General features: G+C 43.6%; 20 protein-coding genes and 1 tRNA gene. 13 read left to right on the forward strand and 8 right to left on the reverse strand.

The window, feature by feature from the left end; translation table 11 throughout:
- Nucleotides 1–59: 59 nt before the first annotated feature.
- Together I1A42_RS06605 and I1A42_RS06610 are read left to right on the forward strand one after the other, a co-directional pair.
- Entirely contained in the window at nt 60–1508 is a 1449-nt protein-coding gene (locus I1A42_RS06605; protein WP_196122975.1) for a sensor histidine kinase, read from the forward strand.
- Nucleotides 1508–2848, forward strand: a complete 1341-nt coding sequence (locus tag I1A42_RS06610; RefSeq protein WP_196122976.1) for a sigma-54-dependent transcriptional regulator — start codon at nt 1508–1510, stop codon at nt 2846–2848. Before I1A42_RS06605 ends, I1A42_RS06610 begins: the two co-directional genes overlap by 1 nt.
- Before the next feature lie 23 nt (nt 2849–2871).
- Here the strand turns inward: I1A42_RS06610 and astA are convergent, their stop codons facing one another.
- The gene (gene astA / locus I1A42_RS06615) at nt 2872–3885 is read right to left on the reverse strand and encodes an arginine N-succinyltransferase (RefSeq protein ID WP_196122977.1); all 1014 of its coding nucleotides are present in this window, start codon (nt 3883–3885) and stop codon (nt 2872–2874) included.
- A gap of 287 nt (nt 3886–4172) precedes the next feature.
- Here astA and I1A42_RS06620 point away from each other — a divergent pair, with 287 nt between their 5' ends.
- From I1A42_RS06620 to I1A42_RS06645, 6 genes are all read left to right on the forward strand, one after another.
- Nucleotides 4173–5411, forward strand: a complete 1239-nt coding sequence (locus tag I1A42_RS06620; protein WP_196122978.1) for an MFS transporter — start codon at nt 4173–4175, stop codon at nt 5409–5411.
- Nucleotides 5408–6082, forward strand: coding sequence for a peptidoglycan DD-metalloendopeptidase family protein (locus I1A42_RS06625; protein WP_196122979.1), 675 nt, complete (start codon nt 5408–5410; stop codon nt 6080–6082). Before I1A42_RS06620 ends, I1A42_RS06625 begins: the two co-directional genes overlap by 4 nt.
- Before the next feature lie 195 nt (nt 6083–6277).
- Nucleotides 6278–6688, forward strand: a complete 411-nt coding sequence (locus I1A42_RS06630; RefSeq protein WP_196122980.1) for an ACT domain-containing protein — start codon at nt 6278–6280, stop codon at nt 6686–6688.
- A 2-nt stretch (nt 6689–6690) separates the two neighbouring features.
- Nucleotides 6691–7236, forward strand: a complete 546-nt coding sequence (locus I1A42_RS06635) for a nucleotidyltransferase family protein (RefSeq protein ID WP_196122981.1) — start codon at nt 6691–6693, stop codon at nt 7234–7236.
- Nucleotides 7237–7418: 182 nt separating this feature from the next.
- Nucleotides 7419–7494, forward strand: a tRNA-Thr gene (locus I1A42_RS06640).
- Between the two features lie 153 nt (nt 7495–7647).
- Nucleotides 7648–8898 (forward strand): DEAD/DEAH box helicase, encoded by a 1251-nt coding sequence (locus tag I1A42_RS06645; RefSeq protein WP_196122982.1) that lies wholly within the window; start codon nt 7648–7650, stop codon nt 8896–8898.
- Between the two features lie 93 nt (nt 8899–8991).
- Here I1A42_RS06645 and I1A42_RS06650 read toward each other — a convergent pair whose 3' ends face one another.
- On the reverse strand, nt 8992–9648 hold the full coding sequence (locus I1A42_RS06650) for a porin family protein (protein ID WP_196122983.1): 657 nt from the start codon (nt 9646–9648) through the stop codon (nt 8992–8994).
- Between the two features lie 187 nt (nt 9649–9835).
- Entirely contained in the window at nt 9836–10204 is a 369-nt protein-coding gene (locus I1A42_RS06655) for a winged helix-turn-helix transcriptional regulator (protein WP_196122984.1), read from the reverse strand.
- Between the two features lie 75 nt (nt 10205–10279).
- On the opposite strand from I1A42_RS06655, the gene I1A42_RS06660 reads away from it, so the two are divergent.
- Complete coding sequence (locus tag I1A42_RS06660) at nt 10280–11032, forward strand: SDR family oxidoreductase (protein WP_196122985.1); 753 nt, start codon at nt 10280–10282, stop codon at nt 11030–11032.
- A 62-nt stretch (nt 11033–11094) separates the two neighbouring features.
- Here the strand turns inward: I1A42_RS06660 and I1A42_RS06665 are convergent, their stop codons facing one another.
- From I1A42_RS06665 to I1A42_RS06680, 4 genes are read right to left on the reverse strand one after another with little or no spacing between them, the layout of a single operon-like run.
- Nucleotides 11095–11721 carry an HvfX family Cu-binding RiPP maturation protein gene (locus I1A42_RS06665; RefSeq protein WP_230389348.1) on the reverse strand — a complete coding sequence of 209 codons (627 nt, stop codon included), beginning with the start codon at nt 11719–11721 and terminating at the stop codon, nt 11095–11097.
- Nucleotides 11722–11742: 21 nt separating this feature from the next.
- The gene (locus tag I1A42_RS06670; protein ID WP_196122986.1) at nt 11743–12459 is read right to left on the reverse strand and encodes an HvfC family RiPP maturation protein; all 717 of its coding nucleotides are present in this window, start codon (nt 12457–12459) and stop codon (nt 11743–11745) included.
- Entirely contained in the window at nt 12437–13300 is an 864-nt protein-coding gene (locus I1A42_RS06675; protein WP_196122987.1) for an HvfB family MNIO-type RiPP peptide maturase, read from the reverse strand. The genes I1A42_RS06670 and I1A42_RS06675 overlap by 23 nt, the downstream gene beginning before the upstream one ends.
- Nucleotides 13301–13355: 55 nt before the next feature.
- Nucleotides 13356–13610, reverse strand: coding sequence for an HvfA family oxazolone/thioamide-modified RiPP metallophore (locus I1A42_RS06680; RefSeq protein WP_161156507.1), 255 nt, complete (start codon nt 13608–13610; stop codon nt 13356–13358).
- Nucleotides 13611–14080: 470 nt separating this feature from the next.
- On the opposite strand from I1A42_RS06680, the gene I1A42_RS06685 reads away from it, so the two are divergent.
- From I1A42_RS06685 to I1A42_RS06695, 3 genes are all read left to right on the forward strand, one after another.
- Complete coding sequence (locus I1A42_RS06685; RefSeq protein WP_196122988.1) at nt 14081–16033, forward strand: PhoX family protein; 1953 nt, start codon at nt 14081–14083, stop codon at nt 16031–16033.
- A gap of 185 nt (nt 16034–16218) precedes the next feature.
- Nucleotides 16219–17031, forward strand: coding sequence for a heparin lyase I family protein (locus I1A42_RS06690; protein ID WP_196122989.1), 813 nt, complete (start codon nt 16219–16221; stop codon nt 17029–17031).
- 154 nt (nt 17032–17185) lie between these two features.
- Nucleotides 17186–18118 carry a ketopantoate reductase family protein gene (locus I1A42_RS06695; RefSeq protein ID WP_196122990.1) on the forward strand — a complete coding sequence of 311 codons (933 nt, stop codon included), beginning with the start codon at nt 17186–17188 and terminating at the stop codon, nt 18116–18118.
- Nucleotides 18119–18160: 42 nt separating this feature from the next.
- Here I1A42_RS06695 and I1A42_RS06700 read toward each other — a convergent pair whose 3' ends face one another.
- Nucleotides 18161–18679, reverse strand: coding sequence for a ferritin-like domain-containing protein (locus I1A42_RS06700; RefSeq protein ID WP_196122991.1), 519 nt, complete (start codon nt 18677–18679; stop codon nt 18161–18163).
- A gap of 239 nt (nt 18680–18918) precedes the next feature.
- Here I1A42_RS06700 and I1A42_RS06705 point away from each other — a divergent pair, with 239 nt between their 5' ends.
- Entirely contained in the window at nt 18919–19536 is a 618-nt protein-coding gene (locus I1A42_RS06705) for a LysE family translocator (RefSeq protein WP_196122992.1), read from the forward strand.
- The last annotated feature ends 4 nt before the right edge of the window (nt 19537–19540 follow it).

The following is a 19540-nucleotide window of genomic DNA, read 5'->3' on the forward strand; positions in this document are numbered from 1 at the left end:
GTGACATAAAGATACACATAATCAAAAAGGCACAGTTAACGTGTCGCTGAGGGGGAGATTTGGCAAAACGCAGACGCTTAACGCTCACTATGCGTATGTTATTACTGGTGTTTATCCCGCTGTGGGCTCTGTCGGCAGCCTCTATAGGTATCGGTACCTATTACATGGCTGAGCAGCAGACTCGTAAGTTAAAGGATGATATTAAATTGATCGCTCGCGCGATTCGGGTGCCGATTGGCGAAGCGATTGAAAAAGGCGATCTTGAAACCGTGCAGCGCACATTAGATGCCGTGTTCTCTATTGGGCAAGTTTACGGCGCATCTGTCTATAACAAGAATGGTGAACGTATTGCCGCCGCTGGTATTGCCCGCCATGACAACGATGATAATCCTTTAGCTGAAAAAATGCTTAAAGTTGGAGAAGATGGGGATGCCTATCAACACCAAGCGGGTCGGCGTGTTTATTCTCACTTTGTTCCAATCACTGGGCCTAATGGTCAGTTGCCTACGATGGTGGAAGTGACGCGCAAAGCCAGCGACTTTTCTACCTCAGTTGATCGCATTGCGTATTGGGCATGGGGCAGTTGGGGATTAGTTGGATTGATGACGTTAGCGATCGTATTGTTCGGCTATCGGCAAGCGGTAGGTCGAGAAATGACTCGTTTAATCAATGTGATGGGGGAAGTTGGGCGTGGCAAGTTAACCCAGCGCGCAGCTGATAATGGCTCGACTGAAATGGCTAAAATCGCAAAGGCATTTAACCAAATGCTTGATGATATAGAGTCTGCCCAGCAAGAAATCAAAGCGCATCAAGCGCATGAAATCGCCCTCAATCAGCAACTTGAACGACAAGAACGGATGGCAGCATTGGGTCGTTTAGTTAGTGGTATTGCCCATGAACTTGGTGCGCCACTGAATGTGATTGACGGCCGAGCGCGCCGCTTAGCAAGATTAGATAGTGACCCGAAAGGTCAACATGAGCTAGATGCAATTCGAGGCCAAGTGGGAAGACTTACCCGTATTGTTCGCCAATTACTTGATTTCTCGCGAGGTGGATTGCAGCGAGAATGGCTAAGACTAGCCCCATTAATTGAAAGTGCGATTGAATCGGTCAACTATGAGCAGCAGAGTGCGCAGCCCAATTTTAACGTGTCTGTCCCCGAAAATATCAAAGTATATATTGACCAAGCTCGCTTTGAGTTGGTGCTGGTTAATTTGCTGCGTAATGCCTGCCAAGCGGCTCAGGCACAGGTGGGGGTGGAATATCATCACGCTGACGGCAAGTGGCAGCTTTCTATTTGGGATGATGGAGAGGGGATTAAAGGTGACATCAATCCTGAGCAGTTATTAGAACCATTTTTCACCACTAAACCCAAAGGGAAAGGAACAGGGTTAGGTTTGGCTATTGTCCATAATGTGGTGCATGACCATGGCGGAGAGATGACCTTTTCACATGCAGAACAAGGTGGGTTACAAGTCACATTGAACTTTCCCGAGGAGTTAACGTAATGAATATATTATTGATTGAAGATGATCAAGATCTTGCTGAACTCTTATATGAAGAGTTAGAAGGTGAAGGGTATAAAGTGACAGCAGTGGTATCGGTCGAAGAGGCGCTACCAAAGCTGGAACAGAATACATATGATCTGGTTATCTCAGATCTGCGGTTACCTGGGCGTAATGGCATGACATTGGTGCCCGAACTTAAAGCGCTTAACCATCCCCCAGCTATTTTACTTATTACGGCGTTCGGCTCAGTAAATCAGGCGGTACAAGCGTTAAAAGCCGGGGCGGATGACTTTCTGACCAAACCGTTTGATATGGACCACTGCCTAATGACCGTACACCGTTTATTAGATCATCGCCAATTAAAGCATCGTGCGCAAGGTGAACAATTTTGTGGCATGTTAGGGGAAAGTGCAGCGATGCAGCATTTGTTTACCAATATCAAACAAATTTCAAGAGCAGACGGTCCAGTGTTAATTTTGGGAGAAAGCGGGACGGGGAAAGAGCTGGTCGCTCGCGCTATACATCAGCAGAGTGAGCGGCACTCTGGGCCATTTTTGGCGGTTAACTGCGCAGGGATTCCCAGCGAATTATTAGAAAGTGAATTTTTTGGTCATGCCGCGGGGGCGTATACCGGGGCGCAAAAGGCGCGCCAAGGGTTACTACGCGAAGCTCAAGGAGGCACGTTGCTGTTAGATGAAATTGGTGAAATGCCACCAGCGCTACAAGCTAAATTATTGCGCGTGTTACAAGAAGGCACGATTCGTCCGGTCGGCAGTGATAAAGAAATATCGGTTGATGTGCGCATTGTTGCGGCGACGCATCGTGATTTAGAAGCCAACGTTGCTGCAGGAGACTTTCGGGAAGATCTCTTTTTCCGTTTGGAAACATTCACGCTGCAAGTTCCGCCTCTTCGCGACCGGGGCGATGATATCGCGCTGCTTGCCAGACATTTTCTTGCCAGTCAGCAGCGTGCAGGCAAAACCCAAGCGCGCCAACTTAGCCATTCAGCTTGGCAACAATTGCTGAACTATCCGTTTCCGGGCAATGTGCGTGAATTACAAAATGCCATGGAACGAGCGGCGATTTTCTGTGAAGGAGAAGAAATTTTGCCCGAGCATCTACCTAAGCGTTTACGTAGCGCTCAGGCAGACGGTCCTGTCGGCTTGTTTGATTCCTTAACATCAGGTTCTTTGCCACCGATGCAAAAGATCCAACAAGATTATGTGGACTACGTATTAGACAAAACTGAGGGCAATAAAGCGCAGGCTGCTGATATTCTCGGCGTGACTCGTCGCACCTTATACCGCTGGTTAGAGGACATGCATCCTAAAACATCTTAATTACCCGTTAAGTTTTGCAATGCCTACATTGGCAGTAGTCTAACCGCATCTCCCTGATGTATTTTTAGTGCCGCTAAAGTCTCTTGGTTAACGAACAGTGTATTGGATCCTGCGTCGTACCAAGCTTTAGTGGCGACCGCGCGAAAATCAGCAAATGATGTGTTACTAATTAAAAAATCACTGTTGCCTACTTGGCCAATGGCAACGGTGGCTCGTAGGGAGTGTTTGACTGAATTTATATTGTGTAAATCGCACTCGACAGTTGGGCCAGCATCAAAAATATCGACGTAATCACGGCATACAAATCCTTCTTTTTGCAGCATTTTTAACGCTGGAACCGTGTATTTGTGAACTTTACCAATAACTGCTTGAGCGTCTCGACTCAATAAGTTGGTGTAAATTGGCAGTTTTGGCATGAGCTCAGTAATGAAGGATTTGTCGCGGATGCCCATAAGATGATCGGCATGGGTAAATTCGATATGGAAAAAGGCATCTTGGAGCCATTTCCAAAAGGGCGATTTACCGTGTTCATCGGAGATACCGCGCATCTCCGCAATCACGGTTGGAGAGAATCGTTCAGGGTGCTCAGCCATCAATAGAAAGCGACATTTTGACATCAACTTACCATTCATTCCTTGGCGATATGCAGGGCGAAGAAAGAGCGTACAAATTTCTGAGCAACCAGCATAGTGATTGCTCAGTGTTAGTAAACGAACGACGTTTTTAATACCAAGTTTTTGGGATGAGTGAATAATTTTGCTGATGTGATAGCTATAAACGGGAACGTCTCCACCAATCGAAGCTTCAATCGCGGTGGTTCCGGCCATTTCTCCTGTCTCACTATCCACGCCAACCATCAAATAGCCTTCGCCATCGGGTTCTGTTACTGGCTTACTGAAACTTGCTACTGAGTGTTCAATACGCTCATGCAGTAAGGCTTCATCAACGGGCAGGGAAGTAAACCCATGCCCTGATTCCTCGGCACAGACGTGCAGAGTCGGGTAATCATTGTGGCGGATTGGTCTAACGACTAGCATTCCGTTGCTCTCCTATAAACACACTGGTTCAAACGCCATGAAGGCATTCCGGTAAATTGCTATTTCATATCCATATAAATTAATTAAATTTTTAAATAGATATCTTGGTTGGGTATAAGTTCATTCTGGCAAGAATTCACCGAGACAGGGTAATGAAAAATATTTATCGTCGATAAGAGATGCTAATAATGCACTTAATTGATAATAATTCTCATTTTTATTGTTTAGCTAGTAGTAATCTTTCGATTGTCTGAGTAGAATCGTCAGGTATTTTTTCGGAGCTATCCATGACTATTCAAACTATGCCAACCTTGTCTAAAAAAACGTTGTTTGTCTTATACCTCATTATCTTTTTAGGATCGGCTGGGTTTTTTATTACAATCCCAGCTTATGTCAGTCTGTTTTTAACTAATGATCACTCGATGGCGATTTCTCAATCAATGTCGCTCGAAAAACGCCGAGCGCTGTTCGGCACTGTGATGTCGGTTGCGCCATTTATTTCTATGTTTTTTACTCCCTTTATTGCGCGTTTTGCCGATCGATATAACCGTAAAGTGGTGATGGTATTATGTCTGCTTACTGGAGCCATTGGGTTTGCTATTCCGGTGTACTCAGTTATTACCGGTTCGGTTGTGCTATTGTTTACCGGTAATATGATCAACAGTATCGGTTCATCTAGCCAACCTATTGCTCAAGCGGTACTTACTGATAATAGCGGCGGTAAAACGAAAGCCACATTGATGAGCTTGGTGGCGGTAGTGATGACGGCAGCCATGTCGTTTGGTCCTGCTTTAGGGAGTAAACTATCTGCGTTATATGGCCCACAAGCACCATTTTATGCTTGTTTACTGATTGCGGTAGTATGTTTAGTGTTACTTAACTTAGTGTCATTGCCTAAACAGCAGGTTTTAACGACAGAAAATCCGTGGTCATTAGCTGCGCCACTATCGCGTAGTCAAGCTGGCTTTATTCCTTGTTTATTGATTGTATTTTTGTGTCAATTTAGCTGGAGCTCTTACTTTCAGAACATTTCATTTATCTTTCCGGAACGCTTCCACCTTGCTGTGCAGAGTAATACCTACCAATACTTTATGATGGCCATTGGCATCGTGATGATCATTTCATTATTGGCATTACCACGAATTGTCTTAAGTCGGTTCTCTTTAATTGGTTCTTTAAAAACAGTGTTACTAGGCGATGCTCTGGGAATGCTTGCACTTGCTTATGCGCCAAACTTTACTCTACATGTCATAGCGATGGTGGTGACCTCTGCGTTAGTCGCGCTCTCATTTCCTTTATATATCACTGCACTTTCTGATCGTGCGAAACATAGCGATCAAGGTTGGGCAATGGCGCTTGCCAGTACCATGGTAGGATTAGCTTGGACTTTAACCGGTTATTTAACCGCCATTCTTGTTAATGTGAATTTGACTTTGCCAACAATCGTAGCCGCGGCTGGTTACCTACTCGCCATGATTATTATTCCAACCAACCCTATTTCTGTAGGAAAAGAGGCGCAAGCATGAGTTCAACATTAGAATCCGTACTAGCTCAACATGACTTTCATTGCGTAATTCCCGAGCATTTACAACATGGAATTCCATTGGTGGTCGATCTAACACCCACTGGTGATATCTGGGATAAAGTGCGTGAAGGTGCTAATTATGTGGAAGAAATGCACAAACGAGCAAGCCAAATTGGTGCCGTGGTGAATATTGGCCGCTACGCAGAAGAGCGCATGATCTATCAAGACACAGATAACTTTGCTGGGCGTGAAGCGTGCACACTGCATATTGGTGTTGATTTGGGGATTCCCGCGGGTAATCCCGTCTTTGCGCCATTGGCGGGGGAGGTGTTGGGGTTTGCTGATCACGACACAATAGGTGACTATGGCCCGGTCGTGATTTTACGCCATAAGTTAGAAGGCCATGTGTTTTTTACATTGTATGGCCATTTAGCTCGTGCTTCTCTCACGGCTCTCAGAGTGGGGCAGCAGATAGCTCAAGGCCAACAATTCGCGACGATAGGAACGTCCGCAGAAAATGGTGGCTGGCCAACCCATTTACATTTTCAGATTGTAAAAGATATGCAGGGTTCAACCGATGATTACACCGGAGTCGTGAATCCTGAACAAGCAGATTTTTACTTATCAAACTGCCCCGATCCTAACCTAATCCTAAACATTAGTAGTATTTAATCTACGGGCTCGAGTCAGCTATTTTTAGCTTAAATAAAGCCGGATTTCAGAAGATAGCTTCTAGATCCGGTCACTTAGTTATTATCGTAATTTATATCAATAAAATTCTTTGCTATGAGAGGCTTACCCTTTAATTTTCGTAGTGGTAAAGTGGCTAAAACCACTCAGTGTCACTCGCGTAATAAGGGAGGCGTTATGTCAGGAATCACAGAGTTGGAGACGTTACTTGCTTCGATGTCACCGGAGTTATCTAAAGCTGAATGGGTATTCTGTTCGGTTACTGGGAACTTAGAAGAGTATCTCTCATTAAAACCCATTGCGACGTTTCTAGAAGCGGAAGGTTTGACGCTAATTATTCATAAATACTCTGCAATTAACGCAGGAATAGAATTCGATCGTACTTTCCGTAAAATTACCCTCAATGTTCATTCTAGTCTTGAAGCTGTTGGACTAACCGCAGTAGTGGCCACGAAACTTACTGAAGTGGGGGTGAGTGCTAACGTGATTGCGGCCTATTTTCACGATCATATTTTTGTGCCGTCAGAGCAAGCAGACAAAGCGTTGAGCGCATTACAAACACTGACTCATTGCCAAGGAGTCGCCTAGTATTGCTCAATGAAAACCTTAAAGATCAGTTCGTTGATCTTATTTGTTCTGAACCAACACTCATACAAACCGCCCAAGCCTGCGTCGATGTAGGCCTACCCAATTTTTATATTGGTGGCGGCGCATTAACTGAACTGATTTGGAATCATCAATTAGATCTGCCTTTACTCAGCCAGATAAAAGATATTGATGTCATCTATTTTGATAGTGGAGGAGACGTCTCTCAGCAGGAGTATCAAGATCAAATATCAGCTTTAGTAACCCATGGTTATGAGCTTGATGTGAAAAACCAAGCCAGAATTCATGATATGTATCTCCGCAAATTTGGGATGACAGTGCAGCCTTATCTGCGCGTTGAGCAGGGAATAGAGTCTTGGCTACCTGCCTTCGCTATCGGGTTTACTTTAAATCACCTCGGTGAAGTAGAATGCTACGCACCTTACGGTTTAAGTGACGCTTTTAATTTGGTTGTGAGACCCAATAAAACGGTGATGACTCAAGCCAGTTATGAAAAGATGGTCGCGAGTTATCAGGCGCGCTGGCCATAAGTCGCGGTGTTACCTTGGAATTGACCGCAAATCGGCGTGATGATTGCCCCATTCAAGGGTTGGATAATCAATATGTCATTTAGGATTTAAAATCCTAATTTAAATAACAATTTACTCTGATGAAACTAGTTTATATTGTCGCGATATAAGAATAAAATCAGCACGTTAAATTATGGTTATGTGCCGATTTAGCTCAGTAGGTAGAGCAACGCATTCGTAATGCGTAGGTCGTCAGTTCAACTCTGATAATCGGCACCATTCTCGCTTTATCCTCTTGCTTGATTCATCAACTATTAGAAAAATTGCACCAGAACCAAATCATCCGTATTTGTGAATTATGGCTAACATCCTTGCGGCAAATAGCATAAGATACACGCCCTTTACCATACCAAGTACAGAATCACACACGTAATGACAGATAATTCACAGCAAGCAACGTTTACCAGCCTCGGCCTAGTGTCCACTTTAGTTGAACGACTACAAGAGTTGGAATATAGCCAACCGACCCCCATTCAATCTGATGCTATCCCACATATACTTGAGGGAAGGGATCTTGTCGGAGGTGCAAATACAGGTTCGGGTAAAACGGCTGCCTTTGCTTTGCCGTTGTTGCAAAAGATCCTTGAGCAAGATGCGATGCAGACTCGTCGTGGTAATTTTGTTTCTCACTTGGTTTTAGTTCCTACTCGTGAGCTGGCATCACAGGTCGCGTATAGCATTAAATCTTACTCGTACCATCTAAGAGACAAACTTAAAACGATGGCAGTGTTTGGTGGCGTATCGGTCAACCCGCAAATGCTCGCATTACGTGGTGGTAGTGACATCATTGTTGCAACACCGGGCCGTTTGCTTGATTTGGTATCGAGTAACGCGATTAAGTTGGATCAAGTGAAAACTCTTGTGCTCGATGAAGCTGACCGTATGTTGAGCCTTGGATTCACTGAGGAACTGAATAAGATTCTGGCACTGCTACCTGCGAACAAACAGACCTTGCTGTTTTCTGCTACGTTTCCTGAAAAGGTAACGAACTTAGCTCAAAATCTGCTTAAAGACCCAGTAGATATTCAATTACAGAGTGCAGATGCAAGCACATTGGTACAGCGTGTGTTCAGTGTGAATAAAGGGCAAAAGACGGCTGTGCTGGCGCACTTAATCAAACAACATCAATGGCGCCAAACGTTGATTTTTGTGAATGCCAAAAATGGGTGTAACCATCTGGCACAAAAGCTGTCGAAACGTGGCATTACTGCCGCTGTATTTCATGGTGACCAAGGGCAGGGTGCTCGTACACGTGTACTTGAAGAGTTTAAGTCTGGTGAGATTCAAGTTCTCATCGCGACGGATATTGCCGCCCGTGGTCTGGATATAGAAAAATTGCCTGTCGTGATTAACTTTGATTTACCACGTAGCCCGGCAGATTATATGCACCGAATCGGGCGTAGTGGTCGTGCTGGTGAAGTGGGCCTCGGTATCTCGTTGATTGATTATGACGATTATCATCACTTTAAAGTGATTGAAAAGAAAAATAAATTTAAACTTGAGCGTGAGCAAGTGGAAGGTTTTGAAGTAGAAGATGATCAAAGCGAAGCTTACTTTTTGCCTATGAAACCACGCGCGAAACCTGCCGGTATAGGTAAAAAGAAGAAAAAGCGTAATCAATAAAGTAGCAGAATGATTAACTTGTTTTGGTCATTGACTGTGAAATGAATGAGAGCCCCGCTTGCTAAACCAAGCGGGGCTCTATTGTTTAATAGATTACAGCAAATACAGTGAAGCCCCGATAAAGAAGCCGTCGACAGAGCTTTTTACTGCATTATTTAGTCCACCGAAGTCTGCAAAATCAATTTCGAACGCTCGGTAACCGGCTTGAAGATCTAATTCGATTGAATCGGATTTGAACGGGTATTTCCAAGCCACTTTGTAATCGTATTGACCTTCGCTAAAAATACCCTGTGCGAAGAGGATTCCGGTCACTGCAGAGCCTATTTCCACCGCGCCAAAGACATGGCCTTTGATTTTGTCTAACGATTTCTTTTGACCACTTAAATAAGAGTGACCAAGAGCTTGTGACCAACCGCCTCCAAGGCTTAATAACCCGTAATCGGTATTAATGATGTTGTAATATAAGGAGAGATCCTGTTTATCATAATTTAATGTATTGCCATTAATCTCAGTTGTTGCGGCGCGCATGTTAGGAATAATTACGGTTTTAGGAGTATAGACAAAGCTTGCCATATAGCCTGATTCATCACCGTCTCTAGCGCCATTCACCTGATAATTTTGACGCCAGAAGTTATACTCAATTCCATCGTAGCTACCAATTATTGCTGGTGTGCCTGCGTCTGCAGCGAATGCGATGTTAGTCAAAAAAGGTGCACTCACTGCACATAAAGTAACGAGTGTTTTTTTCATAAATTTTATTTTTAAATAATAGCCAACCAAAGAGGATGAATATTACTTTGAATGGCCAGTATTTAAAATAAAATAATAAATTTAGATGTACTTATCACGATGTTTACATTTTATATATAAGTAATATTTAAAGTGAGAAAACCTTAATATTAACTTTGATCTTTAATTTAAGATGCATTTTTAATTGCTACTCATTTGATCTTTCTGATTGGGAAATCAATTGCTCCCTATGCTGAGTCATCCAGTGTGCGAGTGAATCTAGAGTGGGTTTTAAAGTTAGCCCCAAATCCGTTACACAATATTCCACTCTGGGTGGCATTTCTGGATAGACTATTCTACGAACGAGCCCCAAGTGTTCAAAAGCGCGCAATTGTTTGGTCAGTTCTTTTTGCGTAATAGGTCCTATTGCTCTTTGCAATTCACCAAAGCGAATTAAATGATTTGTTACGATTAACCGATATAGAATTGGAATCGCCCATTTACCCGAAACAATATTTACGAAGTCCACCATGGGACAAGGCGGGCGATAATTTTTATTTTTCTCTTTAGTATCCATTTGGTACCTACTATACAATTGAAACTATAGGTCTAATAATGCTCCTTTATGTACAGAAAAACAACGGGAGATGTCATGGCGTTAAGACTAGAGAATAAATATGCTTTAATAACCGGAGGTACCGCTGGTATTGGATTAGAAACGGCAAAGCAGTTCTGTTTAGAGGGGGCAACGTTTGCAATTACAGGGCGTAGTGAAAAGGGATTAGAAAAAGCAAAAGGTGAGTTAGCAAAAGACACACTACTGTTTCAAAATGATTCATCTAATATTCATCAGCAAAATCATTTGGCTGAAGAAATTAAAACAGTATTTCCAAGACTAGATATTCTTTACATCAATGCAGGTGATGTCACACACAAATTATTAGATGAATGGGATGAAGAAAGCTTTGATCGTGTGATAAATACAAATTTAAAAGGACCTTTCTTTCTTATTCGCTCACTGTTGCCATTGTTATCTGATTCAGCCTCTATCATTCTTTGTGGGAGTGTTTCTGCTCAGATAGGGTTGCCCCAGAGTAGTGTCTATTCTGCAAGTAAAGCAGCATTAATATCACTTGCTAGAACACTATCCGGTGAGCTAAAACATCTGGGAATTAGGGTTAATGCCCTAAGTCCCGGTCCTACACAGACAGATGCATTTGATAAGTTTGGTCTGCCCGAGAAAGAACAAATAGCCTTAATTAATCAAGTAAAAGAATTGGTGCCAATGAAGCGTTTGGGTACGCCACTAGAATTAGCAAAAGCCGCCGTTTTTCTAGCTTCTGACGAATCTACTTATATGCTTGGTTCCGAATTACTCATTGATGGGGGAGTAGGAAATTTATAAATATATTTGTTATGGCCAATATCTATTGGCCACTAGTCCAATCTTTTTCCGAGGCATCGTTATTACACCGTTTCATCGACGTGCTTGGTTTTGCAGTGTCTATCAACCCAGTAGTCGATGCTGACAAAGCGTCCGGCGCCTGTGAACAGCAGTGTTAACAGCATAATGAAATAGGTGGCTGCGAATTCGATGCCATTTTTTAATACCGTGAAGCTACCCGCTTGGGTTAGCCACTGATAATTGCCATGTGCCTTTAACAGGGAAATGGCTGCCGTTTTGCGCTGCTGCGCCTCTTCAATGAGGTCGGTACGCCATTCCCAAGGAACGGTGAGCTGAGTTTCTGGTAACGCATGCCAGCCATTTTCCCAGTGGGCAGTGGTTGCGGCAATGATCATTGTGATCATCAATGGAATCGTCATTATTCGTAGGCCAATTCCTAGTAACAGGGCAATACCGCCTATAAATTCGGCCGAGCCAGCCAAGATCGCCATTGCCATTGGTGCTGGTAAATGTAGGTATTCACCAAAGTAAAATGCCGTATTATCGAGGGCGTTCAATTTGTGCCAGCCCGCCAAAATGAAAATGGGGGCAAGATAGATTCGAAGTGCTAATGGACCAAGAAAATCTATATGCCTTAGTGCTTTTAGTAGGCAGTGCCAATGATGATTCAATCGATAAAACATAGTCATAGTAACCCCTAGGTTGCGTCGTTATAGCAAAACCTGCTGCTCAGTTAATTGTTCGATAACTTGTTGGCAATGATGGTAAAAGGCATCATCACAAGGTCTACCAAGTTGTACGGCGAGACGTCGCACAAGTGCTTCTTCAGTGAGTGGGCTTTCGCACAGTTCATGCAGTATCAATAATGTTGGTGCATTGGCAGAAATAAATTTAATGTCATGGGTCGCGGTTCGAAGCGCAATCAAATACGTTTCTTGTGGTGTGTCTGGTATCCAGTCCACGCATAATTGTTGTACGGGCCAAGAATATACCAAAGGGATCACTGGTTGATTGAGGGTCAGTTTACCTAACGTTGGTTCGATGGAGTCCACTTGCACCGTCTCTAGATAAAGCTCAACCCACTCATAATGTGCGAGATCCGTAAACCAAGCAGGAAGTTCATCAAGGTAATGACTTTGTTGTATGAATTCCAAAAACTGATGGGGAATATCGCGAAAGAGAGGCGATGGGCTACGCCATTCAGTAAAAAAGTGTTGGCAGAGCTGTGTCCATTGCGGTGTCGGGATTAAGCTACGGGTCACAGGAAAGCATTGGTTAATGAATCCCGCCACATTATTGTTTAGCAGATCTTTGTAGATAGCCGCACGATTATGATCAACACAAGGTGGTGGCGGGTTCGTATCATCAGCTCGCAAGTAACGACCGAAAGACAATTGAAATTCCCTAAGCGAATTTGGTGCGGACATGGTCCTCTCCTTGTCTGGCATGAGAGAAGCAAGCTTGCAGCTGCTTGATGGTATCAACCTCTTTGAGTAAGGAGGTCATTCCTGGGTAATTGAAATCGCGCTCGAGGCAAGTGGCGAGGTTGGCATCATTGATAACCGAGTACGCGTCGGCCAGCAACTGCCAGACAGGGTCAATCACATCAGCACCATGACTATCAATAATGATGCCGTCGTCTCTGGTGTAATGGCCTGCTACATGGATGTAACCCACTTTATCCAGTGGCAGTGCGTTTAGGTAAGTAAGCGGATTGAAATGGAAATTTTGGCTGTTAACGTAGATGTTATTGACATCAAGATGCAAAAAGCAACCAGACCGCTGGACGATTTCGTGAATAAACATCTCTTCTGACATCTCAGCGTTATCGGGCCTTAAATACGTTGAAGCATTTTCTATCCCTATTTGCATTCCGAGAATCTCTTGCACTTGCTGGATACGGCTTACTAACCAGTTAACTGCCTCAAAAGTGCAAGGAATCGGCAGTAAATCGTATAAATGGCCGTCATCGGTACACCAAGAAAGATGTTCGGTGTAAAAACGAATTTGATGATCGTGAATGAACTGCTTTACCTGCTGTAAAAAGGGCTTGTCAATCGGTTCTGTTCCGCCAAGGGAAAGGGATAAACCGTGGCAAACAAACGGATATCGTTCAGTAAAATAGTGCAGATCAGCGGCGAAACGCCCTCCAAGTCCTAGCCAATTTTCAGGGGCAATTTCAAAAAAGTCGACATTGGGGGGCGATTGTTTCAGATCGTGTAGCATTTCTCTGCGAAAGCCTAACCCTGCGCCTTGAAGTGTGTGCATACATGCTCCTTAGCAGTGAATGGGAGAGGAAGCCTCTCCCATGCTAGAAAATAGATTAGCTACCGCATTTTCCTTCACCGCATTTGCCTTCCATGGTTTTCTCTTCTTCCATCATCGTTGCGCCGCATTTTGCTTCACCACACTTGGCTTCGCCACATTTCGCATCCCCCATTTTTCCGTGATGAGAGGCCAGTTGATAGCCAGAATCTAGCGGTTGAACGCTAAATGGATTATCGCTAGCGATTGCTGTACCTGATGCAAGTGCCATTGATGATGTTAAAGCGATAGTAGAGAGTAGAGAGGTTTTCATAATATGTTCCTTTTAAATCATGGCTAATGTTGTTGACGGCGTTTAAGTTCCTCAAGCCGTTATTTTCTGTTTTCAATCATTAGTCGTACTCACCAGGGCAACTCTTACAGTGAAAGGTAATATTTATCGAAAATAAATCACTGAATTTTATTTTTTAATTTTAACTGATTAATAAATAGTGAATTTATTTAATGATAAGCACAAAAATTAATTATTAAATTGGCGTCGTGAAGCTATATCTCAAGTTGAATCCATGACTTTTAGTCTTAATAGAACTGCAAGATAATGTTCATATTAGACGGTTATGTTGGATTCAGGACTAACATCGTCAGGCTTATATACCTAACTGATCACAGACGCTGGTGGAGAAAAGCTTTGCAGCGGAATCATGAACCGTTGGGTATATCAATAATAAAGAAAAGACGAATGTTGGTATTCGGACTTACAGTCTTATATCAAGGAAGCGTTCAATGTCTCACGAATCTAATACAGTTGATAAAACCAATTCAGTCGATAGCAGTCGTCGTCGTATGATGCAGTTCTTAGCCGGAGCGCCTTTATTGCCTCTTGCTGGAAGTTTTTTAACCGCAGGCTGCAGTTCAACGGCTGTTGCCAGCTCCTTAGCAGCTACCAGCAGTGATGCCAAGCTTAATGCGGTGCGTTTTATATCGATGGATGCCCCGTCTCTATCTGATCCAGCTGCGATGTCGACAACGACTATCGGATCATCAATGCAACTTCGTTTTACCGATGGAACAAGCCGCGAGGTCGCGCTGGCTTACAAACCTTTCTTTATTACTGGTGATCTTGTCCCTGATGGTAAGGGTAATACGGTTGTTGCTGGTGGTTACTACGATATCAATAATCAACCGATTCTTGATCCTACGGCCAACAATCGTCAGTTCTTTTCTGATTGTCCAGATGGTTCAAGCCTATTAACGGTTGATGGTGCGCATGTTGATGGTGTGTACGGTAACCCAGTATTTGCGGTGGTTCAGTTTGAATATACGTCACAAAATGGCGCGCAAGAGGATATGTATGGCCGTTTGCCTTCGCCTATTGCAGTGTTAACACTGGATCAAAACCCTCAAACAGGTGAATTAAAACTGGTGAAATACAGTAACGTGGATACCTCGGGCGTGGGTGGTTTATGGATCACATGTGGGGCGAGTTTATCACCGTGGGGGACTCACTTATCGAGCGAAGAATATGAACCTGATGCCTCTGATCTTGATAACGCAGAATTCAAAAGTTATAGCAAACACCTGTTTGGTGATGAAAATAAAGCGAATCCCTATAACTATGGTCATTTGCCTGAAGTGACAGTCAATAAAGATGGGACTGGCTCGATGAACAAGCACTATTGCTTAGGTCGCATTTCCCATGAGTTGGTGCAGGTGATGCCGGATGAGCGCACTGTGATTATGGGAGATGATGCTACCAATGGTGGTTTGTTCATGTTCATTGCTGACCGAAAACGTGATTTGTCTTCGGGCAAATTATACGTAGCGAAATGGACTCAGGTTTCAGGTAAAGGGCCGGGTGCTGGTGATATCAGCTGGATAAAATTGGGTCATGCAACCAGCGATGAAATCAAGCAGCTGGTGGATAGCGGCCTTAAAGCCTCGGATATCATGGATATTCGCACCAAAGATCCCCATGATAATCGCTTTACTCATATCCGTTACAGCGGCAAGGATAATTGGGTGAAACTTAAACCGGGCATGGAAAAAGCTGCGGCTTATTTAGAAACGCATCGTTACGCAGCATTGGTAGGCGGTTCTTTAGGGTTTACCAAAATGGAAGGGACTACCGTCAATATCGCAGATAAAAAAGCGTATTCAGCGATGTCTTACATCTATAAAAGTATGACTGATGGTTCTACCGATATTCACGTTGAAGGGCCAAAAGCTGGCGCAGTGTTTGAGCACACTTTGCTAGGCGGGCAAAAAGACAACCACGGTCAACCGATTGATAGTGAGTGGGTTTCAACGCATATGCATGTGCCGTATAACTTAGCGGGTGAAGATTTAGCCAAACCGGATTATCTAGGTAACTTGGCTAATGCAGAGCGAATTGCGAACCCAGATAACATTAAATTCTCTGAAAAATTGCGCACACTATTTATTGGTGAAGACAGTGGCTTACACGTTAATAACTTCTTGTGGGCTTATAATGTGGATACGGGCGAGCTCTCTCGTGTGATGTCTTGCGCCGCTGGCGCTGAATCAACAGGGTTACACGCTGTGGATGAAATCAATGGCTGGACTTACATCATGAGTAACTCTCAGCACCCCGGTGATTGGGAAAGCCCACTGCATGATAAAGTCAAAGATACGCTCGACCCTTATATTCGCGCTAACTTTAAAGGTGGCTATGGTTCGATGGTCGGCTATATCACGGGCATGCCGAAATTAGCATAGTGCTGGCTTTCAGCATCAGTAAATTCATATAGGCAGCTTAGGCTGCCTTTCTTAATCTATTTTTATATTTCAGCGTTTTGTGCAGGTTACATTAAGCAAAGTAAAATCACGCTTTAGCGCACGCTTTGGTGGGTTATTGTTGCTTATGATGGCGACATTATCCGTTGAAAAGAGTTTTGTTTACCATGAGAAAATGGGCAGACACGCTTATCAAGATGCTGTTGTTCAGCGGCTTTGGGTTGGTGAGTACGAGTGTGCTGGCGAATACGGACAAGTTGACAACATGTCCTGCTCGTCATTTCCCTGGCGCAGAGACGACATTGCACACCTTCGACGCTAACCAATGGCCGTTAAAAGGCTGGTTGGTGCAAGCGCCTAATCACCGAGCCCTGCATTTAGCCAACGATCCTACCAACAAGAAGAACTCGGTGGTGCGTTTTGAACTTCGCCATGGGGAAACGTTACAGACTCGCACAGTCAATCGGCCCAGAACTGAGCTTTACGAGCAATATCGGGCGCCATTTCATCATCCGATTCAGTACCAATTCCGGGTGTTTTTCCCGAACGAATGGCATAGCGACAATGTTCGAGCGCTGATTGCTCAATGGCATGCGACGCCTGATTTACATCTTGGTGAAGTGAGTCGCAGCCCTAATTTGGCTCTAGATGTTCATGGTGACCAACTGTTGATTAAGTTGCAAACTTCTTCAGTGGCAGTGAATCACGATAACCGTACTCAAATGCAACGCAAGGTGTTGTATCGCAGCGATCCCATTAAGAAAAATCAGTGGTATCAAATGAAAGTCGATGTCAATTGGAGTTGGTCTAGCGATGGGTATGTCAAAGTGTGGATTCAACATCAACAGGTGGTGAATTATATAGGGCCGACAGCATATCAAGATTGTTTTGGTCCCTATTTCAAAATGGGCATCTATCGTCAAGATTCGCCCAATACTTTTGTGATGTATGCCGATGATTACCAAAGGAAACGGCTTTAAGGCGCAAATCACCGTCTGGAATTAAATTGAACCATTGGGATTTCTTTGGTGGCAATTTTAGTACGTTGCTGTGTTTTTCCCTCTCAGTTCATATTGTTATTGCGCCACTTTTAGTAAGGTAATAACAGAGCAAAATAATAAAAGGACAGGGAAGATGGAGATAAACAATGTCGCACTCATTGGGCTAGGGGCAATGGGCGCTTTTTTTGCACCAAGGCTTAATCAAATGCTTGGAAACGAACATTTCTGCGTGATTGCCAGTGGTGAACGAAAAACTCGATTGGAAACCCAAGGGGTGACCATCAACCAAGCCAAGGAAACATTCCGTATCGTTTCTCCCCAAAACGGGCAACCGATGGATCTTATTATCATCGCCGTGAAAGAGATGGCGCTTGAACAGGCCATGCAAGATATTGAGGCGTTTGTGGGGGAGCACACTCAAATTCTTTGTGTCATGAACGGTATCGATAGTGAAGAACGTTTAATCGCTAAATATGGTGCGCAGCGTGTACTCTATTCTTATATGCGAATCTCCATTGTGATGACGAATGGCGTGGCGAACTTTAATCCTCAAGGTGGTTGGGTTCATTTTGGTGAAGCAAAAAATACGGTTACAAGTGAACGTGTTGCCGCGATTCAGGCATTATTAAACCGTGCTGATATTCCTTATCGCACCGATGACGATATGATCAAGGGCCTGTGGTTTAAGTTTATGTGCAATGTCTCCGAGAACTTAACCTGTGCGTTGCTAGGTGTTCCCTTTGGGGCTTTTCATGTCAGTGAACATGCCAATGCGATTCGTCGTCAAGCCATGTACGAAGTTAAAGCCATTGCCAATGCGAAAGGGGTTGAACTGACTCAAGACGATATCGATCGCCAAGAGCAGACTGTGAGCAAAATTCCGTTTCCTAATAAACCTTCGACATTGCAAGATTTAGAGCAAAATAAGCGTACTGAAATTGATATGTTTGCTGGCAAGGTGTTAGAGCTTGGTGAGATGCTCAATATTACCACGCCGTTATGCTTTATGTTTTATCACGGAATCAAAGTGTTAGAAGAGAAAAATGGCAACAAATTTGCCAGTTAACCTGAGCATAGGCAGGGATATCCTCCCTGCCTGATACAGTGGCTAATAACGATTGGCATGTCGTTCAAAAGCGCTTAAGTGATTTTTGGAGGCGTTCATTAAAGCGGTAAATACCCCCTTAATATCGCTGTTTTCAGGCTTTTTCAGTAACTCAGAATTTAAAAACGACTGATACATAGCAATGTTGTCGATTTCTGCCGAAACACCGGTACTAAAGGCATTTTTAAGTGAATCTGGCACAACCACATGCTCTTTCGCTGTATCGTCTGGGATGGCAACCCCTCTTTGTTGATATAAGGAAGTTAGGCGTTCAATGTGTTTCTGTTCTGCTCTAATGATGTTAGTAAAGGGGCGTATTGCGCCGTAAGTCTGCATGATCAAGCGGTATTCTTCCTTAGCGTGATACTCATCTTGAATGGCATATTCCATCATCTGTTCCAGAGTCGGATTGGCGGTCTGTTTTGCACCTTGGGCTCCAAAGTCAGTGTTAGTGGCGAGAGCACTCATCGGCAATGTAGCCAGCGCGCTAAGTAGTAGGGTAGATGTGATGTTGTTCATCATTATGTCCTCGTCATTACGCTTTATTTAATTAGCTATTGCTAATTAAATAATAATAGGCATACGCTAAAAACTCCTGCGGCAAAGCGTAAAGACGGGTAAAACAAACCACACTAATTGTGTCAGTTCAGACATACTTTTCCATTGACCAAGGTTCGCTGAATAAAATTATTATAATTAATTGAAATTGTTTATATTTGTCGATAAGTTGAACATATAATGGCTAATCATGAGATCAAGTAATGGACTACTTAATAGCGATGGTGATTTTCGCTATCACAACATCCGTCACCCCGGGACCTAACAATATTTTGGTAATGAGCTCTGGTGTCAATTTTGGTTCTAAACGAAGTTTACCGCTTCTCACGGGGATTTGTGTTGGTTTTGCCCTTATGATTTTCCTTGTGGGAGTAGGGCTAGGACAAGTCTTTGCTTGGTTTCCAGTGCTGCACACTATCATTAAAGCATTAGGGGCATTCTATTTACTTTATCTTGCTTGGCTCATCATGACATCAAGTGGTATTGGGGATTCAAGCACTCAATCTGAGCCATTAACCTTTTTTAAAGGCGCTTTATTTCAATGGGTTAATGCTAAAGCTTGGGTCGTCGCCACAGGAGCTATTGCTGCTTTTGGGGCGGTAGGCAGCTCGGCAATCTCACAAAACTTGTTGCTTTGTAGCATTTTTCTCGTGGTTGCGTTTCCTTGTGTTGGCGTATGGCTAATGTTTGGGGTGGCTTTGAAACAATACCTAACTCTCGATCGATATCGTCGGTGGTTTAACTTTTCTATGGGTGGGTTACTGGCTCTGTCAGTGATGCCGGTATTGTATGAACTGATACAAGAATTCGATATTTTATAAAATA

The sequence above is a fragment of the Vibrio nitrifigilis genome, from assembly GCF_015686695.1.
Lineage (GTDB): Bacteria > Pseudomonadota > Gammaproteobacteria > Enterobacterales > Vibrionaceae > Vibrio > Vibrio nitrifigilis.